16 protein-coding genes and 1 pseudogene are annotated in these 18,157 nt (G+C 63.6%); 8 read left to right on the top strand and 9 right to left on the bottom strand.

Annotated elements, in window-relative coordinates:
* Positions 1-17: 17 nt before the first annotated feature.
* The 7 genes and pseudogenes from CE_RS05545 to CE_RS05520 form a co-directional block, all read right to left on the bottom strand.
* Positions 18-3,188, bottom strand: a complete 3,171-nt coding sequence (locus tag CE_RS05545; protein WP_231295161.1) for a beta-phosphoglucomutase family hydrolase — start codon at positions 3,186-3,188, stop codon at positions 18-20.
* 215 nt (positions 3,189-3,403) lie between these two features.
* Positions 3,404-3,781 (bottom strand): carboxymuconolactone decarboxylase family protein, encoded by a 378-nt coding sequence (locus CE_RS05540; RefSeq protein ID WP_011075284.1) that lies wholly within the window; start codon positions 3,779-3,781, stop codon positions 3,404-3,406.
* A 99-nt stretch (positions 3,782-3,880) separates the two neighbouring features.
* Complete coding sequence (locus CE_RS05535; RefSeq protein ID WP_006769954.1) at positions 3,881-4,321, bottom strand: YtoQ family protein; 441 nt, start codon at positions 4,319-4,321, stop codon at positions 3,881-3,883.
* A 108-nt stretch (positions 4,322-4,429) separates the two neighbouring features.
* Positions 4,430-5,101 (bottom strand): YwqG family protein, encoded by a 672-nt coding sequence (locus tag CE_RS05530; protein ID WP_269208247.1) that lies wholly within the window; start codon positions 5,099-5,101, stop codon positions 4,430-4,432.
* Positions 5,038-5,172: pseudogene (locus CE_RS15825) on the bottom strand (DUF1963 domain-containing protein); the annotation flags it as partial. The gene CE_RS05530 and the pseudogene CE_RS15825, both read right to left, overlap by 64 nt.
* A 201-nt stretch (positions 5,173-5,373) precedes the next feature.
* Complete coding sequence (ychF, locus tag CE_RS05525; RefSeq protein WP_006769956.1) at positions 5,374-6,459, bottom strand: redox-regulated ATPase YchF; 1,086 nt, start codon at positions 6,457-6,459, stop codon at positions 5,374-5,376.
* Between the two features lie 14 nt (positions 6,460-6,473).
* The gene (locus CE_RS05520) at positions 6,474-7,229 is read right to left on the bottom strand and encodes an amidohydrolase family protein (protein ID WP_006769957.1); all 756 of its coding nucleotides are present in this window, start codon (positions 7,227-7,229) and stop codon (positions 6,474-6,476) included.
* Between the two features lie 187 nt (positions 7,230-7,416).
* Here CE_RS05520 and CE_RS05515 point away from each other — a divergent pair, with 187 nt between their 5' ends.
* From CE_RS05515 to CE_RS05500, 4 genes are all read left to right on the top strand, one after another.
* Positions 7,417-9,114, top strand: a complete 1,698-nt coding sequence (locus CE_RS05515) for a sodium-dependent transporter (RefSeq protein ID WP_035109926.1) — start codon at positions 7,417-7,419, stop codon at positions 9,112-9,114.
* A complete protein-coding gene (metS, locus tag CE_RS05510) occupies positions 9,111-9,293 on the top strand; it encodes a methionine/alanine import NSS transporter subunit MetS (protein ID WP_006769959.1) in 183 nt (60 codons plus the stop codon). The genes CE_RS05515 and metS overlap by 4 nt, the downstream gene beginning before the upstream one ends.
* Before the next feature lie 109 nt (positions 9,294-9,402).
* Positions 9,403-10,815 carry an AI-2E family transporter gene (locus tag CE_RS05505; protein WP_006769960.1) on the top strand — a complete coding sequence of 471 codons (1,413 nt, stop codon included), beginning with the start codon at positions 9,403-9,405 and terminating at the stop codon, positions 10,813-10,815.
* A gap of 132 nt (positions 10,816-10,947) precedes the next feature.
* A complete protein-coding gene (locus tag CE_RS05500; RefSeq protein WP_011075280.1) occupies positions 10,948-11,712 on the top strand; it encodes a DUF6542 domain-containing protein in 765 nt (254 codons plus the stop codon).
* Positions 11,713-11,757: 45 nt separating this feature from the next.
* Here the strand turns inward: CE_RS05500 and CE_RS05495 are convergent, their stop codons facing one another.
* Complete coding sequence (locus CE_RS05495; RefSeq protein WP_006769962.1) at positions 11,758-12,735, bottom strand: 4-hydroxy-3-methylbut-2-enyl diphosphate reductase; 978 nt, start codon at positions 12,733-12,735, stop codon at positions 11,758-11,760.
* 123 nt (positions 12,736-12,858) lie between these two features.
* Here CE_RS05495 and xseA point away from each other — a divergent pair, with 123 nt between their 5' ends.
* Together xseA and CE_RS05485 are read left to right on the top strand one after the other, a co-directional pair.
* Entirely contained in the window at positions 12,859-14,100 is a 1,242-nt protein-coding gene (gene xseA / locus CE_RS05490) for an exodeoxyribonuclease VII large subunit (RefSeq protein WP_035109867.1), read from the top strand.
* A gap of 41 nt (positions 14,101-14,141) precedes the next feature.
* The gene (locus CE_RS05485) at positions 14,142-14,390 is read left to right on the top strand and encodes an exodeoxyribonuclease VII small subunit (RefSeq protein ID WP_006769964.1); all 249 of its coding nucleotides are present in this window, start codon (positions 14,142-14,144) and stop codon (positions 14,388-14,390) included.
* A 51-nt stretch (positions 14,391-14,441) separates the two neighbouring features.
* Here CE_RS05485 and CE_RS05480 read toward each other — a convergent pair whose 3' ends face one another.
* On the bottom strand, positions 14,442-15,017 hold the full coding sequence (locus tag CE_RS05480) for a DUF4245 domain-containing protein (RefSeq protein WP_006769965.1): 576 nt from the start codon (positions 15,015-15,017) through the stop codon (positions 14,442-14,444).
* A 268-nt stretch (positions 15,018-15,285) separates the two neighbouring features.
* Here CE_RS05480 and glpX point away from each other — a divergent pair, with 268 nt between their 5' ends.
* Both glpX and CE_RS05470 read left to right on the top strand, forming a co-directional pair.
* Positions 15,286-16,287: a class II fructose-bisphosphatase gene (gene glpX, locus CE_RS05475; RefSeq protein ID WP_006769966.1), complete on the top strand. Its 1,002-nt coding sequence runs from the start codon at positions 15,286-15,288 to the stop codon at positions 16,285-16,287.
* Positions 16,288-16,898: 611 nt separating this feature from the next.
* Positions 16,899-18,065 (top strand): C4-dicarboxylate TRAP transporter substrate-binding protein, encoded by a 1,167-nt coding sequence (locus CE_RS05470; RefSeq protein ID WP_162096714.1) that lies wholly within the window; start codon positions 16,899-16,901, stop codon positions 18,063-18,065.
* The last annotated feature ends 92 nt before the right edge of the window (positions 18,066-18,157 follow it).

Here is an 18,157-nt window from a genome sequence, read left to right as displayed (position 1 = left end):
GTGCCGCGTCGACACGCCTAGCGGGCGGGCAGGTCAACCTCCCACACGTCCCCGGGGCTCAGGGTTTTGCGGGTGGTGCCCACCCGAACCTCGATGGGCTTGGCGACGCTGGCTTCCAACACCAACCGCACCTGATCATGGGCGATCTGAACCGAGATGGGTTGCCCCCGATAATGCAGCTGGAAGGAGGCAGCGGGTAGTTCATCGGGCAGCTGCGGGTCGAGGACCAGGAGCCCCTCCTGGATCTCCACGCCGCCGTAACACCGCAGGATCATGTCGATGGTGCCTGCCATCGCCCCCATGTGGATGCCCTCCGCGGTGGAACTGCCCTTGCCATCCGACAGGTCGGTATCCAGTGCCCGGTGGAAAAGTGACCAGGACTTCGCCCGGTTCTTGCTGGACAGCACCCAGGCGTGGACCAGCTGGCTCAGGGATGAGCCATCGCTGCTGCGCTCCAGATAGAAGTCGATGGTGCGGTCCACCGCATCATCGCTGAGCTCGTAGCCCATGTGTTCAAGGATCGCCCGGAGCTCCTCCACGGAGAACAGGTAGAACAACATGAGCAGATCAGCCTGCTTGGACAATCGGTAGTTGTTCGGGCTGTCCCCCTCATCCTGGAGGATGAGGTCGAGACGGCCGATGTCCTCATATTTCTCCCGGTAGTGCTCCCACGGGAATTCCTTGAGGTCTTCATAGCCGGCGAACTGGCTGATCACCCCATCGTCATGGAAGTGGATGGTCAGCCGGCTGCTGATCCGGGCCATGCGGCTCAGTTCATCATCACTGAGGTCAAGCCGGTCCCGCAGGGCTTCGGCCTCGTGGGGGTCCAGGGCGTCGAGGATCTCCGGCACCCGGGCCATGGTCCAGGACGCCAGGACGTTGGTGTAGGTGTTGTCGCGCAGCCCCTCCCCCGGACGGCCGGGATAACCGTCATGGAATTCATCCGGTCCCATCACACCACTGATGCTGTAGCGGTCCTCCGTGGGGTCGTGTTCGGTGTTGCTGGCGAATAGGCGGGCCACCTCGATGACCAGCTCGGCACCCACGTCGGTGAGGAACGCCTGGTCCTGGGTGACCTGGTGGTAGTTCCACACGCTGAAGGCCACCGCGAGGCCGATGTGGTGCTGCTGGTGGGAATTGTCCGGAATCCACTGCCCGTTCCTGGGGTTGAGCAGCCGGGGCGGGGTCTCCTCCCGCCCATCGCTGCCGCTCTGCCAGGGAAACAGGGCTCCCCGCAGGCCGATCTCCCTTGCTGCCGCCCGGGCCTCGTCGAGACGCCGGAAGCGGTAGAGCAACAGGGCACGGGTCAGCGCCGGTTGGCGCAGCGTCAACATGGGATAGACAAACAACTCATCCCAGAAGATATGACCCCGGTAGCCCTCACCGTGCAGACCCCGGGCTGGGACACCCGCATCGAGATCCGTGGTGGCGGAGGCGACGGACTGCAGGACGTGGAAGGTGTGCAGGTTCAGGGACAGAGAGGCCTGCCGGCCATCCTCGATGTTCACATGGAACAGCCGCCACAGCTGGGCCCACCGGCGAATGTGCTGGGCATGCAGCTCTCCGTAGTTCTCAGCCCGCCGGATCCGTTTCCCGGCCGCCAGGGCCGGTGTGGACAGGGCCTCATCCCGTGAGGTGGCCACCGCGACCACCTTGTCCACCACCAGCGGACTGTCGGGCGCAACCGCGCTGGAATACTGCTGGCCCGCCGACCTGGCGGTATCCGCCGGACGCACTGTGACCGCATCGGCGGTGGGAGTGCTCACGGTGGTGCGGGTGGCCATGGCCACGACGATGTCGGACTGCGTGGTCCGTGCCTCCAACAGGACGGTGCGTTCATCCAGGTGGTGACGGATCGGGGTCCTGAGATGACGGGTTTCCAGTGCGGTGTCATCGGCCACATTGGTGTTGCGGACATCACCGTTGATGGCGGAGAACACCTGCACATCCCCCTCCCAGTTCTCGGCATCCACGACCACCCGCAGCGCCGCCAACTGTGGCTGTGCCATGGACTGGAACTGCTCGGTGCTGATGCGGGTGATCCTGCCCTGCCCATCGCGACGGCGCACCATCCGGCGCAGCACCCCGTGACGCAGGTCAAGCTCCTGCCGGTAATCCAGCAGTTCATCATCGGATGGGTGCAGGACCTGTCCGTCTGCGGTTTCCACCCGGAGGAAGGTCCAGTCGGGGGCGTTGATCAGGTGTTCGGTCTCGTCCGGGCTCCCATCGGTGCAGTTCTCCACCCGGTTGAAGATCCCGGCCAGGTAGGTGCCGGGATAATGGATATCGCCCGCGTGGGTCCCCGGGATGGAGGCGCGGGTGGCCCAGTAGCCGTTGCCCACCGCGCAGAGAGCTTCCCGCATGCTCTCTGCCTCGGGATCGAAATCGTCGTAGGACAACAACCAGGGATCAGGTCGGTCGGTTTTTCCCACGTGCCAGCCGGTATGCAGGTCGAGGGTGGAGACGTCGCGAAGCACCCGATCCGCGCCGGCCTCCCACAACTCGTCGATGTCATCGGCGCGGTCCACCCCGATGACCAGCCCGAAGCAGCCGTCATGGGCGGCCTTGACCCCGGCGGAGGAATCCTCCAGGACCACACACTGCTCAGGACGCGCGCCCAGCTGACGGGCCGCGGCGAGGAAGGGATCGGGTGCGGGTTTACCGGCCAGACCCTGCTCGAGGATGTCGTTGCCGTCCACGCGGGTGGCGAAGAGATCGGTGATACCCGCGGTGTCCAGGATCGGACCGCTGTTGCGGCTGGAGGTGACCAGTGCAGCGGGGATGCCCTCCTTTTTCAACCGCTTCAGCAGCTGCAGCGTGTCGGGGAATACCTCCACACCCTGCCGGTCAAGTGCCTCATCGAAGTACCCCTGCTTCCGGGCCGCCAGCCCGTGGATGGTGACCTCGTCCGGGCCATCCTCCGCACTCCCCTCAGGGATGTCGACGCCCCGTGAGGCCAGGAATGAACGGACCCCGTCCTCACGGGAGAGCCCATCCACGTAGGCGCGGTAATCCGTCTCCTTGTTGAACAGTTCCTGCTCGGGTGCCCTGTCCGCGATGACATCATCGAACAGGGATTTCCAGGCGGTCGCATGGATCAGGGCGGTGTTGGTGACCACCCCGTCCATGTCGAAAAGCACGGCGGAAATGCCGGGCTCAAGTCCACTGGGAGAATCAGGATCAACCATGGGTACCTCCTCGGCGCGCGTCACCGCAATCGCCGTACATGCTTGTGCGGGCTCGAATATTTCGCCGATACTACCGAAATCAAGCAATACGGTACCGGGGAGTCCCCGTCCGCAAATGTGCAGCTGGGACGGGCCGTCTCGGTGGCAGCACCCTCGTGGTGCTGCTTGTCGACGAAACCCCCATCAGCCGAGGAGGCTCTACCGGAGGCGCCTAATCAGGCCTCCCCCTCGAAGGCGGCCTTCATGCAGCGCATGGCAGCCAGGGTCTTCGGCACACCGATATAGGGCATCAGGTGGACGAAGCATTCCGCCACCTCTTCCCTGCTCATGCCGGCAACATCCACGGCGGTCTTGATGTGGCCGGTCAGCTGTGGTTCCACCCCACCCATGGCGGCGAGGGCGGCCATGTTCAGCATCTGACGGTCCCGCAGTTCCAGGCCCTCACGCTGATAGGTGCCACCGAACACCGCCCCGACAACCCAGTCCGAGGAACCCGGCGCGAACTCATCCAACTGCTGCTTCCAGGCGGCGGCACCTTCCGGTGACTGCGTTGCCTCAACAAACTCGTTGCCCTTGTCCATGCTCAGATCCACAGTGTTCTCCTCTGTTTTTCTCTCTACACAATTCCACTTCGATGCGCCATCGTATCAGGAAAACAGCACGTCAGGGGCACTTAATGGGGAGACTGAGGTTTAAGCCTTGAGCACGTAGCGCAGGGTCTCCACCACCTGGTCGGTGGTCTGGCACCAACCCTGCGCCTCCGCATCGACTTCCTTGAGCGGGTGGATGAGGTCGGCGTCGTGAAGCGTCACGTAGGGCTTACCCAGCGCGGCGCAGTACCCAGCGTCGAAGGCGGCGTTCCACTGCTTGTACTTGTCACCGAAGCGCACCACCACTAAATCGGCCTTCTCGATGAGGGTCCGGGTGCGAATGGCGTTGACCTTGGCGGACTGGTGATCACGCCAGAAGTCGCTGGGGGTCTCACCGAGGTGGTCACCTGCGGCATCACTGGCCGGGTGGTCGGTCACGGGTGCGGTGAAAACCACGTCCAGGCCGGCGGCCTCGGCGCCGCGCTGGATCTCCTCGCGCCAGTCGGTGTGGATCTCGCCGGAAAGGTAGACATTGAAGCTCATGACTGAAAACCTCCTGTTCAGGGGATGGACAGAGCTACTTTTGCTCTTACGTGTCCCCCACCATAACGGCTCAGCGGGCAACCGGGGCCCGGAAGCGTTCCCGGGTGTTTAAGTCTGCAGGGTCTGCCAGGAACGCTCAAAGCGTCCGTGTGCGAGGTCGTCCTCCCTGATCCAGAAGTAGAGGCACCCTTCATTTGCACCCCACGTCATGCCAGTGTGGTCGTCGCTGTCCACCTGCAGCAGCAGCCTCCAGTGACGCGCGCCTTCGCGGACCTCCGCCCCTACGTCGCGACGGCTCTCTGACGTGCCCGCGGATATCCCCCGACTGGCGAGTTCGCAGGTCAGCTCCATGCCCTCCTGGACATTATTCGAGTGGCCCAACAGTTTGGTGTCCAGGCTCAGCTCATGATTCTCGACGAGATCCAGATAGGTGTCGTACTCATCATCGTCGAGGTCGGGATCGACGAGATCGCTCGTCACATCCGGCAGTTCCGTGGCGGCAACGAAGGTCAGACTCCTCGGCTCATACACGTCGATGCCCGTGGGGGCCGGTGTCGGTGTCAGTTCCTCCATCGGCCCGTCGAAGAAGAACACCCGCTGCCCGTGACGGTCCTCTGGCTCGAAACCCCACCCGAAGGCCTCGGCGTCATAGAAGAAGAACAGCATTTCGCGGGCGGGAAGCGGGCGGGAAGCGGGCTGTCCGTCACCGCGGCAACCTCGGCCAGGTTGATCTGCGCGACAAAGTTCAGTGGCGCCCCGGTCGAGGAGTTGAGGAACCAGTCCTGGCCCCGGGGTAAGTCGGGAAGACCGCCGAGACGCGAGCCGCCCACCTGCACGCTCGAGTCCGACATTGGTCGGTGTTCCAGGGCAATCGCCTGCCGGGCATGCGGTTTCAGGCGCTCGAACAGCGACGAAAGGCCCTGGCTTCCATAGAGATCCTGGATTTCATCCAGCGTCCGTGACGTGACATTAGTTTCCACGCAGCCGACGGTAGCGCACACAGGTCAACGACAGGTGAACACCACCGGAAATCCCGTGCCCGACCGTTGACCCTAAACGTTGAACTTGAACTCCACCACGTCGCCATCGGCCATGACGTAGTCCTTGCCCTCCTGGCGGACCTTGCCCTGGGCCTTGGCCTCGGCCATGGAACCGGCTGCCTCGAGGTCGTCGAAGGAGACGATCTCGGCCTTGATGAAGCCGCGTTCGAAGTCGGTGTGGATGACACCTGCCGCCTGGGGCGCGGTGTCGCCCTTGCGGATGGTCCAGGCGCGGGTTTCCTTCGGTCCTGCGGTGAGGTAGGTCTGCAGGCCGAGGGTCTCGAAACCGGCGCGGGCCAGGGAGTGCAGGCCGGGTTCGGTCTGGCCGACGGATTCGAGCAGCTCGGCTGCCTCCTCCTCGTCCAGTTCGAGCAGTTCGGTCTCGGTCTGGGCGTCCAGGAAGACGCAGTCCGCCGGTGCCACGAGTGCGCGGAGTTCTTCCTTCTTTGCCTCGTCGGTCAGCACCTCCTCGTCGGAGTTGAAGACATAGAGGAAGGGCTTGGCGGTCATCAGGTGCAGGTCGCGGATGAGCGTCAGGTCGACCTCACCGTTCTTCGCTGCGGAGAACAGCGTGCGGTCATCCTCGAGGATGGCCTGGGCCTTCTTCACCTCATCGAGGGTCTCCACCAGGGACTTGTCCTTGCGGGATTCCTTCTCCAGGCGCGGGATGGCCTTTTCGATGGTCTGCAGGTCAGCCAGGATCAGCTCGGTGTTGATCACGGAGATGTCATTGGCCGGGTCGACGCGGCCGTCGACGTGGATGACATTGTCATCACTGAAGGCACGGACCACCTGGCAGATGGCGTCCGCCTCGCGGATATTGGCCAGGAAGGCGTTGCCCATGCCCTCGCCCTCGGAGGCGCCCTTGACGATGCCGGCGATGTCCACGAAGGACACGGTGGCAGGCAGGATGCGCTCGGAACCGAAGATCTCCGCCAGGCGGGGCAGGCGGTCATCGGGCAGTTCAACCAACCCGATGTTCGGTTCGATGGTGGCGAAGGGGTAGTTCGCGGCCAGCACATCGTTACGGGTCAGGGCATTAAAGAGGGTGGACTTGCCAACATTGGGCAGGCCGACAATTCCAAGAGTAAGGCTCACGGGCAGTCATCCTATCAAGTGTTGTGCCCACCCAGGTAGAGGGCCTCGGCGTTGCCGTGGAAAACCGCCTCGAGGTTCTCCGCCCCCACCGCCTCGGCCGCGAGCTCGAGGTCGGCGTCGGCAAAGGGCCGACGGGCGCGTGTCGACGGCAGATCCGTCCCCACCATCAACGCCCCGGGGTTGACACCCACGATGGCCCGCATCGCCGCCACCGGATCCAGATCCACCCGCCCGAACCCGGTGGCCTTGACCATGACACCCTCATCCACCAGATCAAGCAGCACCGGCAGGTTCTCCGACCGCATGCCCAGGTGGTCGATGCTCACCGCCGGGAGCCCACGCACCACCTCCGCCACCGGAGCCAGCTCAGTGACATAGAGTTCCGTGTGCCACCCGGCCACCTCGTGGACCCGGCGCGCCAGACGGTCCAGGTCGCCCGCCTCAGCGGAACCTCCCCGGGCCAGGTTGACGCGGACGGCCCGCACACCCATGGCATGCAGTTCAAGGATCCGCTCATCGGAGGTGGTGGCGGGTATCTGGGTGACGCCGACGAAACGGGGGCCCAGGCGTCGTAAAGCATCGCGCAGGTAGGACTGGTCGAATGCCTGGAAGGACCCGGAGACCACCGCCCCGCCGAGCACGTTCAAACCGGCCACCCGGGTGCCGTAGTCCCCCACGGTGAAGGTCGGAGGGAGATAACCGTTGTTCTCCACCAGCGGGAAGCCCGGGTCGATGATGTGGAGGTGGGAATCAAACAGTGCGGTGTCCATGGGTGGATACCCTTCCGAATGGGTGGGGGCGTGTCTGGAAAGAAGTCCAATCTGTAGTCTAGGTCACTTTACTGTGGTACTTTCATCGCACATCCGTAGATCGGTGTCAGGCATCCCATACCTACCCCCATGGGTTGCCCGGCGACCACCTCCCCTTGTTACTCCTCACATTGAAGGAGCTTCAACGATGTCTTCGCCCTCCCCTGCGTCCACTCCCTCCTCCACCACTGGCCCACAGCGCCGCGAAGTCTTCTCCTCACGTTATGTGTTCATGCTCGCGGCCATCGGTTCGGCCGTCGGCCTGGGCAATATCTGGCGATTCCCCTACGTTGCCTACGACAACGGTGGTGGCGCCTTCCTCATCCCCTACCTGATCGCACTCCTGACGGCGGGTATCCCGCTGCTGTTCCTGGATTTCGCGCTCGGCCACCGCTACCGCGGCAGTGCCCCCCTGGTGTTCCGGCGGTTCAAGAAGCGCACCGAACCCCTCGGCTGGATCCAGGTGGGCATCGCCTTCTTCATCACGATCTACTATGCCGTGATCATCGGCTGGGCCGGCCTGTATGCCATCAAGTCTCTCACCCAGGCCTGGGGTGATGACCCGGACACCTACTTCTTCAGTGACTTCCTGCAATTCGACGCTGAGTCAGCCTTCTCCCTGGATATCGTCCCGCAGATCGCGCTCGCCCTGTTCTTCGTATGGTTACTGGCCATCATCGTGCTGGCGGTCGGCGTGGACAAGGGCATCGGCAAGGTGTCGATGATCTTCATGCCGATCCTGGTCATCACCTTCCTCATCGTCTGTATCCGCGCGGTGTTCCTGCCCGGTGCGGAGGTCGGCCTGGATGCCCTGTTCACCCCGGACTGGAGTGCACTGACCAACCCGACGGTGTGGGTTGCAGCCTATGGGCAGATCTTCTTCTCCCTGTCGGTCGGTTTCGGCATCATGCTCACCTACTCCTCCTACCTGAAGCCCCGCACCAACCTGACCGGCACCGGTCTGGTCACCGGTTTCGCCAACTCCTCCTTTGAGGTGCTCGCCGGCATCGGTGTCTTCGCGGCACTCGGTTTCATGGCGGTGCAGGCCAACGTGGCGGTCGATGAGGTGGCCACCTCCGGTATCGGCCTGGCATTCGTGGCGTTCCCTGCCATCATCAACCAGATGCCCCTGGGTGGGCTGTTCGGGTTCCTGTTCTTCGCCTCCCTCTTCCTCGCCGGTTTCACCTCGTTGTTCTCACTACTGGAGGTGGTGGTCTCCGCTGTCAAGGACAAATTCGACCTACAGCGCAAGACCGCGGCCGTCAGTGTGGGGGTGGTCATGGCGATTCTGTCCCTGATGCTGTTTTCCACAACCTCCGGTCTGGCAACCCTGGACATCATGGACAAGTTCACCAACAACGTGGGCATCGTCGCCATCGCCCTGATCGTGGTCATTGTTGTCGACTGGGTGCTGCGCCGCATCGATGAGTTCTCCATGCACCTGAACTCGGTGTCCTCCTTCCGCGTCAACACCCTCTGGCGCATCTGCGTGGTCAACATCACCACCCTGGTGCTGGGGTTCACCCTCATTCAGGAACTGATCACCCTGTCCCAGGAACCCTACGGGGGTTACTCCGAACTGCAGGTGGCACTGTTCGGCTGGGCGGTCCTCGCCATCATCGTGGTGGTGGCCATCATCGCCCCGCTGGTGCCATGGCCCAGCCACCTCAGTGTCGATGGTCCCCCCGGTTCGGATTTTGGTGTTCTGCCGGAATTCAGGCGGGCCTACCACCGCCCGCGTCGTTGGGGCTCCGACGCGGACTTCGAGCCTTTCGACCCCACCGAGAACGCCCTGGCGGTCCCCGTGATCACCAACACCACCCCGGAAGGAAGAACAACACCATGAGCACACCGGCAATTATCATGATGATCCTGTTCATCGTCATCATCTGGGGTGGACTGGTGGTCAGCGCCCTCGCCCTGCGCAGGGAACCAGATGAGCGCACCGGCGCCTTCGGCACCTCTCCCTATGCCACCGACACCGTTTTGATCGGGCAGGAGCTCGGCCGGGCACCATCCCAGTAGGTCATACGGGGGTGTCTTATGCCACGGACACTGTTTCGGGGCAGAATGGGAAACCGTGGCAAGGACGGAAGATTTCCCAGAACGACTCGATGCCTTTGTGGGCAATAACATGGATGACCTGGATGACCTGAAGGATTCCCGTGGGGACTCCCCGGGGAACATCGACTACCCCGCCCGCATCGACCGGTCAGTGGTGATCGGGGACAGTGTGCGGCGGGTCTCTGTATGGAGCCTGCGCATCCTGTTCATCGCCGTGGCCGCGTATGTCGGTTGGTTGATCCTGGGCCAGCTGTGGCGGGGTGTGTTGCCGGTGATCCTCGCCCTGATCGTGTGCACGGTGCTCTCCACCCCGAACATGTGGCTGCGGAAACTGAAATTCCCGCCGGCCCTGGCCGCGGTGACCACCATCATCATCTTCTTCGCCGCCATCGCAGGCGTGTTCTGGTTGATCGCCCCCAGCATCGCCCGGCAGTCCCAGACGCTGTACTACCAGGTCTTCGACGGCATCCTCAGCGTGCAGTTGTGGTTGCAGGGTGACCCCTTCAACCTGGATGCCAATGACGTGGACAACTTCTTCAACGAGGTCGTCGGATGGCTGCAGAACCAGGCGGGCACGATCGCCGGGGAGATCTTCTCCGGTCTGGGTATGGCCACCAGCGTGATCATCACCCTCGGTGTGGTGCTCGTGCTCACCTTCTTCTTCCTCAAGGATGGCGACAGGTTCCTGTCCTGGGGCCGTCAGGCCGTGGGGGAGACCTCCGGCTGGCACCTGACCGAACTGTTGACCCGTGCGTGGAACACACTGGCCGGGTTCATCCGGGCGCAGGCGATCGTGTCCGCGGTGGATGCCGTCTTCATCGGCATCGGCCTGGTCATCGTCGGGGTGCCCATGGCCTTCGCACTGTCGGTGATCACCTTTGTCGCCGGGTTCATCCCCATCGTCGGTGCCTTCACCGCGGGTGCGCTGGCTGTCATTGTCGCCCTGGTCTCCCTCGGGTTCACCGAGGCGGTGATCGTGCTGATCATCGTGGTGGCTGTCCAGCAGCTGGAGGGCAATATCCTCTCCCCCATCCTGCAGTCCAAGGCCATGAATCTGCACCCGGTGATCGTCCTGCTGTCGGTGACGGTGGGCGGCACCCTGTTCGGCATCATCGGTGCGTTCCTGGCGGTACCGGTTGCCGCGATGATCGCGGTGGCGTTCCGCTACTTCCAGGAGGTCATCTCTGTCCAGGCCGGGGAGAAGAACTACCGCGATCTCACCTACGCCACCCCCTACGGACGCCTGGCCGGGCGCAGCGTCACCGAACGCGGTGCACAACTGCGCCGGGATTACTACCGCAATGCCCTTCCCGACCAGAAGCCCGTGGACACGGTGGCAGAACCCGACGACCTGGCCGCCGTACTGGTGGAGGAACCCACCACGGATGTCAACGAGCTGCGCCGCGCCATGTTGAAGAAACGCCTCTCCCAGGGTAGGAAACTCACCGCCCGGGCGCTCGACCTGATGCGCCGCCGGAAGTAGGCGCGCGGGTCACCGTGACGCTTATCGACGCCCCACCCCACCACCCCGGATCCCCCGCACCGGGATCTTCACTGCCCTGAACCGGGTGGTGGAGTCCTGTTTTCCGTGCCGGGACCGGTAGAGTAATCACTCGTGTCACATGGATCAGCAGCGCCGAGGAGAAGATCAAGACCGGACCAGCAGACCCCCTTCGTGGGTCTGCCCACATGGTCCGGCCCCGCCGTGGTTCTGGCGTCGCTGGTGACGGGGCTGCTCGTGAGCCTGCTGTTCGGCACCATCGGACTGCCCTACCAGCTGCTCTTCATCATCTGCAGTCTCGCCGTCACCCTGCTGATCGAGGCCCGGGGACTGTTTATCACCGTGGCCTCCATGCCCCTGCTGTTCGGCATCATGACCCCACTGACTTCGTGGCTGGTGGCCCAGCAGGGCATCTCCGGTGGGCAGGGATTGTCCACCACGGCGGTTCTCACCGCCATCTATCCCCTGGCTGAGATGTTCCCCACCCTGATCATGGTGACCATCCTCGCCACCGTCATCGGTGTGGTCCGCATCAAGCTCCTCCGGCGTAGTCAGCAGCATCTGCAGCTGACCGGTGAGCAGGCCCGGAAGGCCCAGCGGGAGGCCGACCGCACCAATGCCACCGAGGCCAGCCGGGCACGGGCGCAGGCGTCCCGGGCCCGGTCGCGCAGGTCCTCCGCTAACCAGGATCTGACCAGCCGCCAGGTCACCGTGGATGAGCTGATCCGCCGGAACCAGGAGCGGCGTCGTGAGTTATCCCGACCGGTGGAGAAGATCCAGCGGGAGATGCCACGGGCGGGGCAGGTGGAGCGTCGACAAGCTCCCCCACCCATCCCACCACGACGGCGCCCATCGCTGGATGATGACCTGTACAACTGACAAAGAGCCCGGGGGTGACCCCCCGGGCTCTTTCAGCAACCAGGTCTAGCGCGCCGGGCGCAGTACACGCGGCAGTGCGAAGACGATCTTCTCGGCGGCCGTGGTGACCTCCTCCACATCATCGAAACCGTAACCCGCCAGGCGCTCCAGGACACCGGTGACCAGGATCTCCGGGACGGACGCACCGGAGGAGATACCGATGGTCTGCACACCGTCCAGCCAGGCCTCGTCGATCTGGTGGGCGTAATCAACCAGGTAGGCGTTCTTCGCGCCGGCCTGCAGGGCGACCTCGACCAGACGCACCGAGTTCGAGGAGTTGGTGGAACCGACCACAATCATCAGATCGCAGCGCTCTGCGATGGCCTTGACGGCAACCTGACGGTTCTGGGTGGCATAACAGATGTCATCGGACGGCGGGTCCTGCAGCTGGGGGTAGACCTTCTTGAGCTCACGGACGATCTCCATGGTCTCATCCACCGACAGGGTGGTCTGGGACAACCAGATGAGGTTCGGCTCATCGGCGAGGAACGCCGGCAGGCCGGGAATGCTCTCGATGCCGTCCACCAGGTGGGTGCGGTCCAGGGAATGCCCCATGGTGCCCTCCACCTCCTCATGGCCCTCGTGGCCGATGAACAGGATGTGGAAACCCTGCTTGTCAAAACGCTTGACCTCATTGTGTACCTTGGTCACCAGCGGGCAGGCGGCATCGATAGCCTGCAGGTTCTTGGCCGCGGCCTCCTCCTTGACGGCGGGGCTGACGCCGTGGGCGGAGAACACCATATGGGCACCCTCCGGAGCCTCAGAGGCCTCCTCGACGAAGATGACACCCTTTTCGGCGAGGGTGTCCACCACATAACGGTTATGCACAATCTCCTTGCGCACATAGATCGGGGCACCGTATTCCTCGAGTGCACGTTCCACGGTTTCCACCGCGCGGTCAACACCGGCACAGTATCCGCGTGGGGCGGCAAGCAGGATCTTCTTTCCGGTTTCAGGGCTGGGGCTGGATACAGATGAGCTCATGGCTCCCAGCGTATCCAACCTTTGGCCAAACACCTAGACTGGGAACCCGTACCTCCCTGCTGGTTGTTGTCTTCAGCGGGGAACCTCACCACAGGCCGATGGAATAAGGAGCGTCACACACCCGTGCCGTCTGCAAAATCAACCCCGGATACTCCCTGGCCGGTTCGTGATGTCAACAATCAGGTGAAGAACTGGATCGAGCGTCTCGGCCACCTGTGGGTGGAGGGACAACTCGCCCAGATCAACGTCAAACCGAACTGGAAGCTGTCCTACCTCACCCTGCGTGATGTGGAACAGGAGGTCTCGGTGCAGCTGACCTGCCCCACCGAGATCATCCGCAACCGCCCCACCCCGCTGAAGGACGGGGACCGGGTCATCGTCTACGGCAAGCCCGCCTTCTACGCCGGGCGTGGTTCCTTCTCACTGTGGGTCACCGACATCCGCCCGGTGGGCATCGGTCAGTTGCTGGCCCGCATCGAGGAGCTGCGCAGGCAGCTGGCTGCCGAGGGCCTGTTCGATCCGGCGCGTAAGAAACGCCTGCCGTTCCTGCCGAAATGTGTCGGCCTGATCACCGGGCGTGGTTCGGCTGCGGAACGGGATGTCCTCAGTGTGGCCCGTGACCGGTGGCCCGAGGTGCAGTTCAAGGTGATCAACACCGCCGTGCAGGGCGCCTCGGCGGTCCCGGAGATCATCGCCGCCCTGGGCGAGCTCGATCAGGATCCGGGCGTGGATGTCATCATCATCGCCCGCGGTGGCGGATCGGTGGAAGATCTGCTGCCGTTTTCCGAGGAGGCCCTGCAGCGGGCGGTGGCCGCGGCGCAGACACCGGTGGTCTCGGCGATCGGGCATGAACCGGACACCCCCATCCTGGATAATGTGGCCGACCTGCGGGCCGCCACCCCCACCGATGCGGCCAAACGCGTCGTGCCGGATGTCAATGAGGAACGGCTGCTCATCCGCCAGCTGCGCGACCGCGGAGCCGCAGCACTGCGGGGCTGGGTGGCGCGGGAACAACAGGCCCTGGCCTCCATCCGAACCCGACCGGTGCTGGCCGATCCGATGACCCCGATCGTGCGCCGTCGCGAGGAGGTTGAGCGGGCGGTGTCGCTGTTGCGTCGCGATGTCAACCACATGCTGCGAACCGAACAGTCCCTGGTCGCCTCCCTGCGTGCGCAGGTGTCCGCCCTGGGCCCGTCCGCCACCCTGGCCCGTGGTTATTCCGTGGTGCAGGTGGTTCCCCGCGACGGCACCCCACCCCAGGTGGTCACCACCATCGAGCAGACCCCACCGGGCAGCCAGCTGCGTATCCGTGTGGCGGACGGTGCCATCACCGCCGCGGCCATGAACACCCAGAAATCCGATTAACCCCTTAACAAAAACCCCGAAGTGCAAGGAGCAACACCACCATGACCAACCCCGATGTCATCGGATCCGGCGCCGGAAACTACGAGTTCGAGCCCGTTGAGTCCCTGTCCTATGAGCAGGCCCGTGATGAGCTGGTGGAGATCGTCAAGATCCTCGAGCTCGGCCAGATGGGCCTGGATGAATCCCTGAGGTACTGGGAACGCGGCGAGTCACTGGCACGCCGATGCGAGGAACACCTCGCCGGCGCCTCCAAACGGGTGGAACAGGCGCTGGGCAACCAGCCGGCCTGAAGCCCCCCGCCCCACCGTGGGCACGGGGGCGGGTGGGCGTCGATAAGCGTTTTACGGTGAGGCGAGTGGCTCAGCGTCGATGACCGCAGACAACAGTTCGTTGAACTCCTCGTCGGTGGCGGCACCGGACACCAGGATCCGGGCGTCGTTGAGGTCCATCACCCGGAGATCACGCACATCACTCTGCCTGGAGGTGTAGATCTCCACGGTGCGGCCCTGCAGATCATAGGACTCGGAGAAATCACGCCAGCTGCCGTCGTACCCCTCCACGGCATCCTGGACGGTCTCACCGGTCTGGGTGAGCTGGATGAAACCGGTATCGGCGGTGACATAACCGATCACCGGCGCGGGGGTGTCATCGACGACGGCACGACGCGCCGAGTTGGTCACCCACCCCTGAGGGGTGACCGGTTCACGGACCGCGAAGTCCATGCCGCGCGCCTCCATGGAGATGAACGTGGAGGCATCGACCTCCGGGGCCTGGCCCTGTTCCGGGGCGCCCGGGTTGTAGGTGCACATGCCGGTGAAACCCACCGCACCCACCATCACGATGCCGGTGACGATGAGGGACAACACGATGTCCCTGCTTCCCTGAAAGATTCTCGGTCGATTGTCAGCCACCCGCATAGTATGGCACGAAAAATACCCTCCTCCCTCTTTCGGGTGCGGTAAAACCAAACAGACACCTGAAAAGGTGCAAGAATAGGGAAGGTCACGGGTCAACCCAGCATGGGTGGGATCCGTGCCCCACAATAGAGGCGTACCCACCCCCGGGATGAGATCACCGGCGTTTCCCACGCCTGTGTCACGTCCGGGACCGGGTTGTTCACTCCGCTATCGTCGCTATCGTCAAAAGATCTTCAATGTTTTTCACCGGCTTCAGGAGGCCCCCACTATGAACGCACTTCACCCCGAGCAACCGGACCGTAACCTGGCCATGGAACTGGTCCGTGTTACGGAGGCCGCAGCACTGGCAGCCGGACGCTGGGTTGGCCGTGGCATGAAGAACGAGGGCGACGGCGCCGCTGTGGATGCCATGCGTCAGCTCATCAACTCGGTCAGCATGAAGGGTGTCATCGTCATCGGTGAGGGCGAGAAGGACGAAGCCCCGATGCTCTACAACGGTGAAGAGGTGGGCACCGGTTTCGGCCCCGAGGTCGACATCGCGGTTGACCCGGTGGACGGCACCACCCTGATGGCCGAGGGTCGCCCCAATGCCATCACCGTCCTGGCCGCCTCAGAGCGTGGCTCCATGTATGACCCGTCCGCCGTGTTCTACATGAAGAAGCTCGCCGTCGGCCGCGAAGCCGCCGGCAAGGTCGACATCGAGGCCCCTGTCGCACACAATATCAACGCGGTGGCCAAGGCCAAGGGCATCAGCGCCTCCGATGTCACCGTCGTGGTCCTCGACCGCCCCCGCCACACCGACCTCATCGCCGACATCCGTCGCGCCGGCGCCAAGGTCCGCCTCATCTCCGACGGTGACGTCGCCGGTGCCGTGGCAGCCGCCCAGGACACCAACTCCGTGGACATCATGATGGGTACCGGTGGCACCCCGGAGGGCATCATCACCGCCTGCGCCATGAAATGCATGGGCGGCGAGATCCAGGGCATCCTGGCACCGATGAATGACTTCGAGCGTCGCAAGGCACTGGACGCAGGCCTGGAGCTGGACCGCGTCCTGCACACCAACGACCTGGTCACCTCCGACAACTGCTACTTCGTGGCCACCGGCCTGACCAACGGCGACATGCTCCGTGGCGTGTCCTACCGCGCCAACGGTGCGACCACCCGTTCCCTGGTCATGCGTTCCAAGTCCGGCACCATCCGCCACATCGAGTCCGTACACCAGCTGTCCAAGCTGCAGGAATACTCCGTCGTCGACTACACCGTGTAGATTCCGGGCGTACGGGCACCCACCGGCTGACACCCCGCAGGTGGGCGCCCTGCCGGTGGATGCTTGACGACGAACCCCTCCCCCAACCAGAGTGCCCGCGGTTCCGTCTGACAACCAGCCCCCCTTTCCTGCCCTCCTATGCGGCGGGAAGGGTGTATCGGGTCGGTTAATGGGTTGTTCACCCACCGAATTACAGCGCCAATCTGTCGACCCTAAGGGTCGGAGAGAGACCCCCGTGGGCTAGAGCTTATTCCTCCACCCCCGAACTCCCAGGAGCGTCTGCGCCTCCAAAGAGCCCGGATGGGGCATATTCCTTCCATGAATGTGAGCGGACACCAAGAAAAAGGTGGGGTTTCACCGGACCCGGAACGGTTCCCAGGCGGCATACGGCACCGCCAAGGCGCAATTAAACTGCACTGATAGGTTTAACCTGGAGTTAATCTCCCTAGAATCAAAAAGAATGGATCGCTAACCGCACCCCGTTTCCCCATGGAGAGATGGGGGTGACAAAACACTTCCAAAGTGAACCAAACCACTTGCGTGAACCGCGTCACAATTCCAAACTGTCGACACCTACTGATTTCGGTTCACTTACCCAACGGGGAAATACCATGCTTTCTGGTTCCAAGTCGGCTGCCCGTCCCGGTCGTTCCAACCGTGGTCTCCTGTCCACCGCGGCCGTGCTCTCCGTCTCCGCACTGACCCTGACCGCCTGTGGGGGCGGCGGCCTCAACGAGGGCAGCCAGGCTGTCGAAGGGTCACCCGCCGCTGGCGAGAGCATCGTGGTCAAGGCGAATCCGCCCTACGGTCCCGACCACATGATGAGCACCGCGATGACCCAGTTTGGTGACGTGGTCACCGAGGATTCCAACGGTGAACTGACCTTCGAGAACTTCTTCGCCGATTCCCTGGTCAAGCAGCCGGAGGTGGCCACCAGCCTCACCGGGGGTGTCATCGACCTGGGTTACCTGGGTATGGCCTACACCCCGGCCTCCTTCCCGATTGATGCCTGGGCATCCCAGATGGGGTACGGCGGTGATGAACGGCCCGTCGTCGGCCTGCTCGCCAATGCGGCCGCCCTGATCGAGTGGTCCTACAACCACCCGGAGATCTCCGAGGAGCTGGAGAGCCAGGGTATCTATCCCCTGCTCCCCCGTTTCCAGAACCACGACAACTACCAGCTGCTGTGCAAGGATCCCGTGGAATCACTCGCCGATGCCCAGGGTAAGCGCGTCCGTGTCGGCGGCGAGCTCTACTCCGACGCCGTCACCGCGCTCGGCATGACTCCGGTGACCCTGTCCGGCGCCGAGATCTACGAAGGTTTTGAGCGTGGCGTGGTCGACTGCTTCGTCGGCGGCGAACCGGACATGACCGGCCTGGGCCTGTGGGAGATCGGCAAGAACTTCACCAAGGTTGACTTCCCCGGGTGGAGTTCCATCTCACTGGCCTCCTCCACTGACTTCATGGAATCCCTCACCCCGGAGCAGAAGGCCGCGTTCGATGACAACCGTGCGGAGTTCCTCAAGATCTACTACACCGGCTACTTCGATGAGCAGAAGCGTTTCCACCAGGAGCAGGACTCCATGTCCCTGAACTACATCACTCCTGAGGCGGATCTCCAGCAGGCACTGGATACCCACTTCGAGGGCGTGCGCCAGAACATGATCGACAACCCACCGGCTGTGGTCTCCGACTCGGAGGCCGCGGTCACCGAGTACGAGCAGCTGTGCGAGAAGTGGGTCGGCATCCTCGAGGAGCTGGGGTATGACGGCGGTTAATGCCAACCACCAGGAATGGGCCACCGCCCTGGGGGATGAGTCCGTAGATCTCCAGACGTGGGCCGACAGGCTCAACGAGGAGATCTTCAACG

This window comes from Corynebacterium efficiens YS-314, assembly GCF_000011305.1.
Lineage (GTDB): Bacteria > Actinomycetota > Actinomycetes > Mycobacteriales > Mycobacteriaceae > Corynebacterium > Corynebacterium efficiens.
Note: the sequence above shows the minus strand (reverse complement) of the source record. Positions and strands in the feature narration are given on the sequence as shown.

What these genes read in the sequence shown, in the direction of transcription:
- metS (WP_006769959.1), top strand. Translation starts at nt 9,111, where the DNA reads ATGAGCACACCGGCAATTATCATGATGATCCTGTTCATCGTCATCATC.
- glpX (WP_006769966.1), top strand. Translation starts at nt 15,286, where the DNA reads ATGAACGCACTTCACCCCGAGCAACCGGACCGTAACCTGGCCATGGAA.
- CE_RS05505 (WP_006769960.1), top strand. Translation starts at nt 9,403, where the DNA reads ATGGATGACCTGGATGACCTGAAGGATTCCCGTGGGGACTCCCCGGGG.
- CE_RS05470 (WP_162096714.1), top strand. Translation starts at nt 16,899, where the DNA reads ATGCTTTCTGGTTCCAAGTCGGCTGCCCGTCCCGGTCGTTCCAACCGT.
- CE_RS05485 (WP_006769964.1), top strand. Translation starts at nt 14,142, where the DNA reads ATGACCAACCCCGATGTCATCGGATCCGGCGCCGGAAACTACGAGTTC.
- CE_RS05480 (WP_006769965.1), bottom strand. Translation starts at nt 15,017, where the DNA reads ATGCGGGTGGCTGACAATCGACCGAGAATCTTTCAGGGAAGCAGGGAC.
- CE_RS05545 (WP_231295161.1), bottom strand. Translation starts at nt 3,188, where the DNA reads ATGGTTGATCCTGATTCTCCCAGTGGACTTGAGCCCGGCATTTCCGCC.
- CE_RS05515 (WP_035109926.1), top strand. Translation starts at nt 7,417, where the DNA reads ATGTCTTCGCCCTCCCCTGCGTCCACTCCCTCCTCCACCACTGGCCCA.
- CE_RS05535 (WP_006769954.1), bottom strand. Translation starts at nt 4,321, where the DNA reads ATGAGCTTCAATGTCTACCTTTCCGGCGAGATCCACACCGACTGGCGC.
- CE_RS05495 (WP_006769962.1), bottom strand. Translation starts at nt 12,735, where the DNA reads ATGAGCTCATCTGTATCCAGCCCCAGCCCTGAAACCGGAAAGAAGATC.
- CE_RS05520 (WP_006769957.1), bottom strand. Translation starts at nt 7,229, where the DNA reads ATGGACACCGCACTGTTTGATTCCCACCTCCACATCATCGACCCGGGC.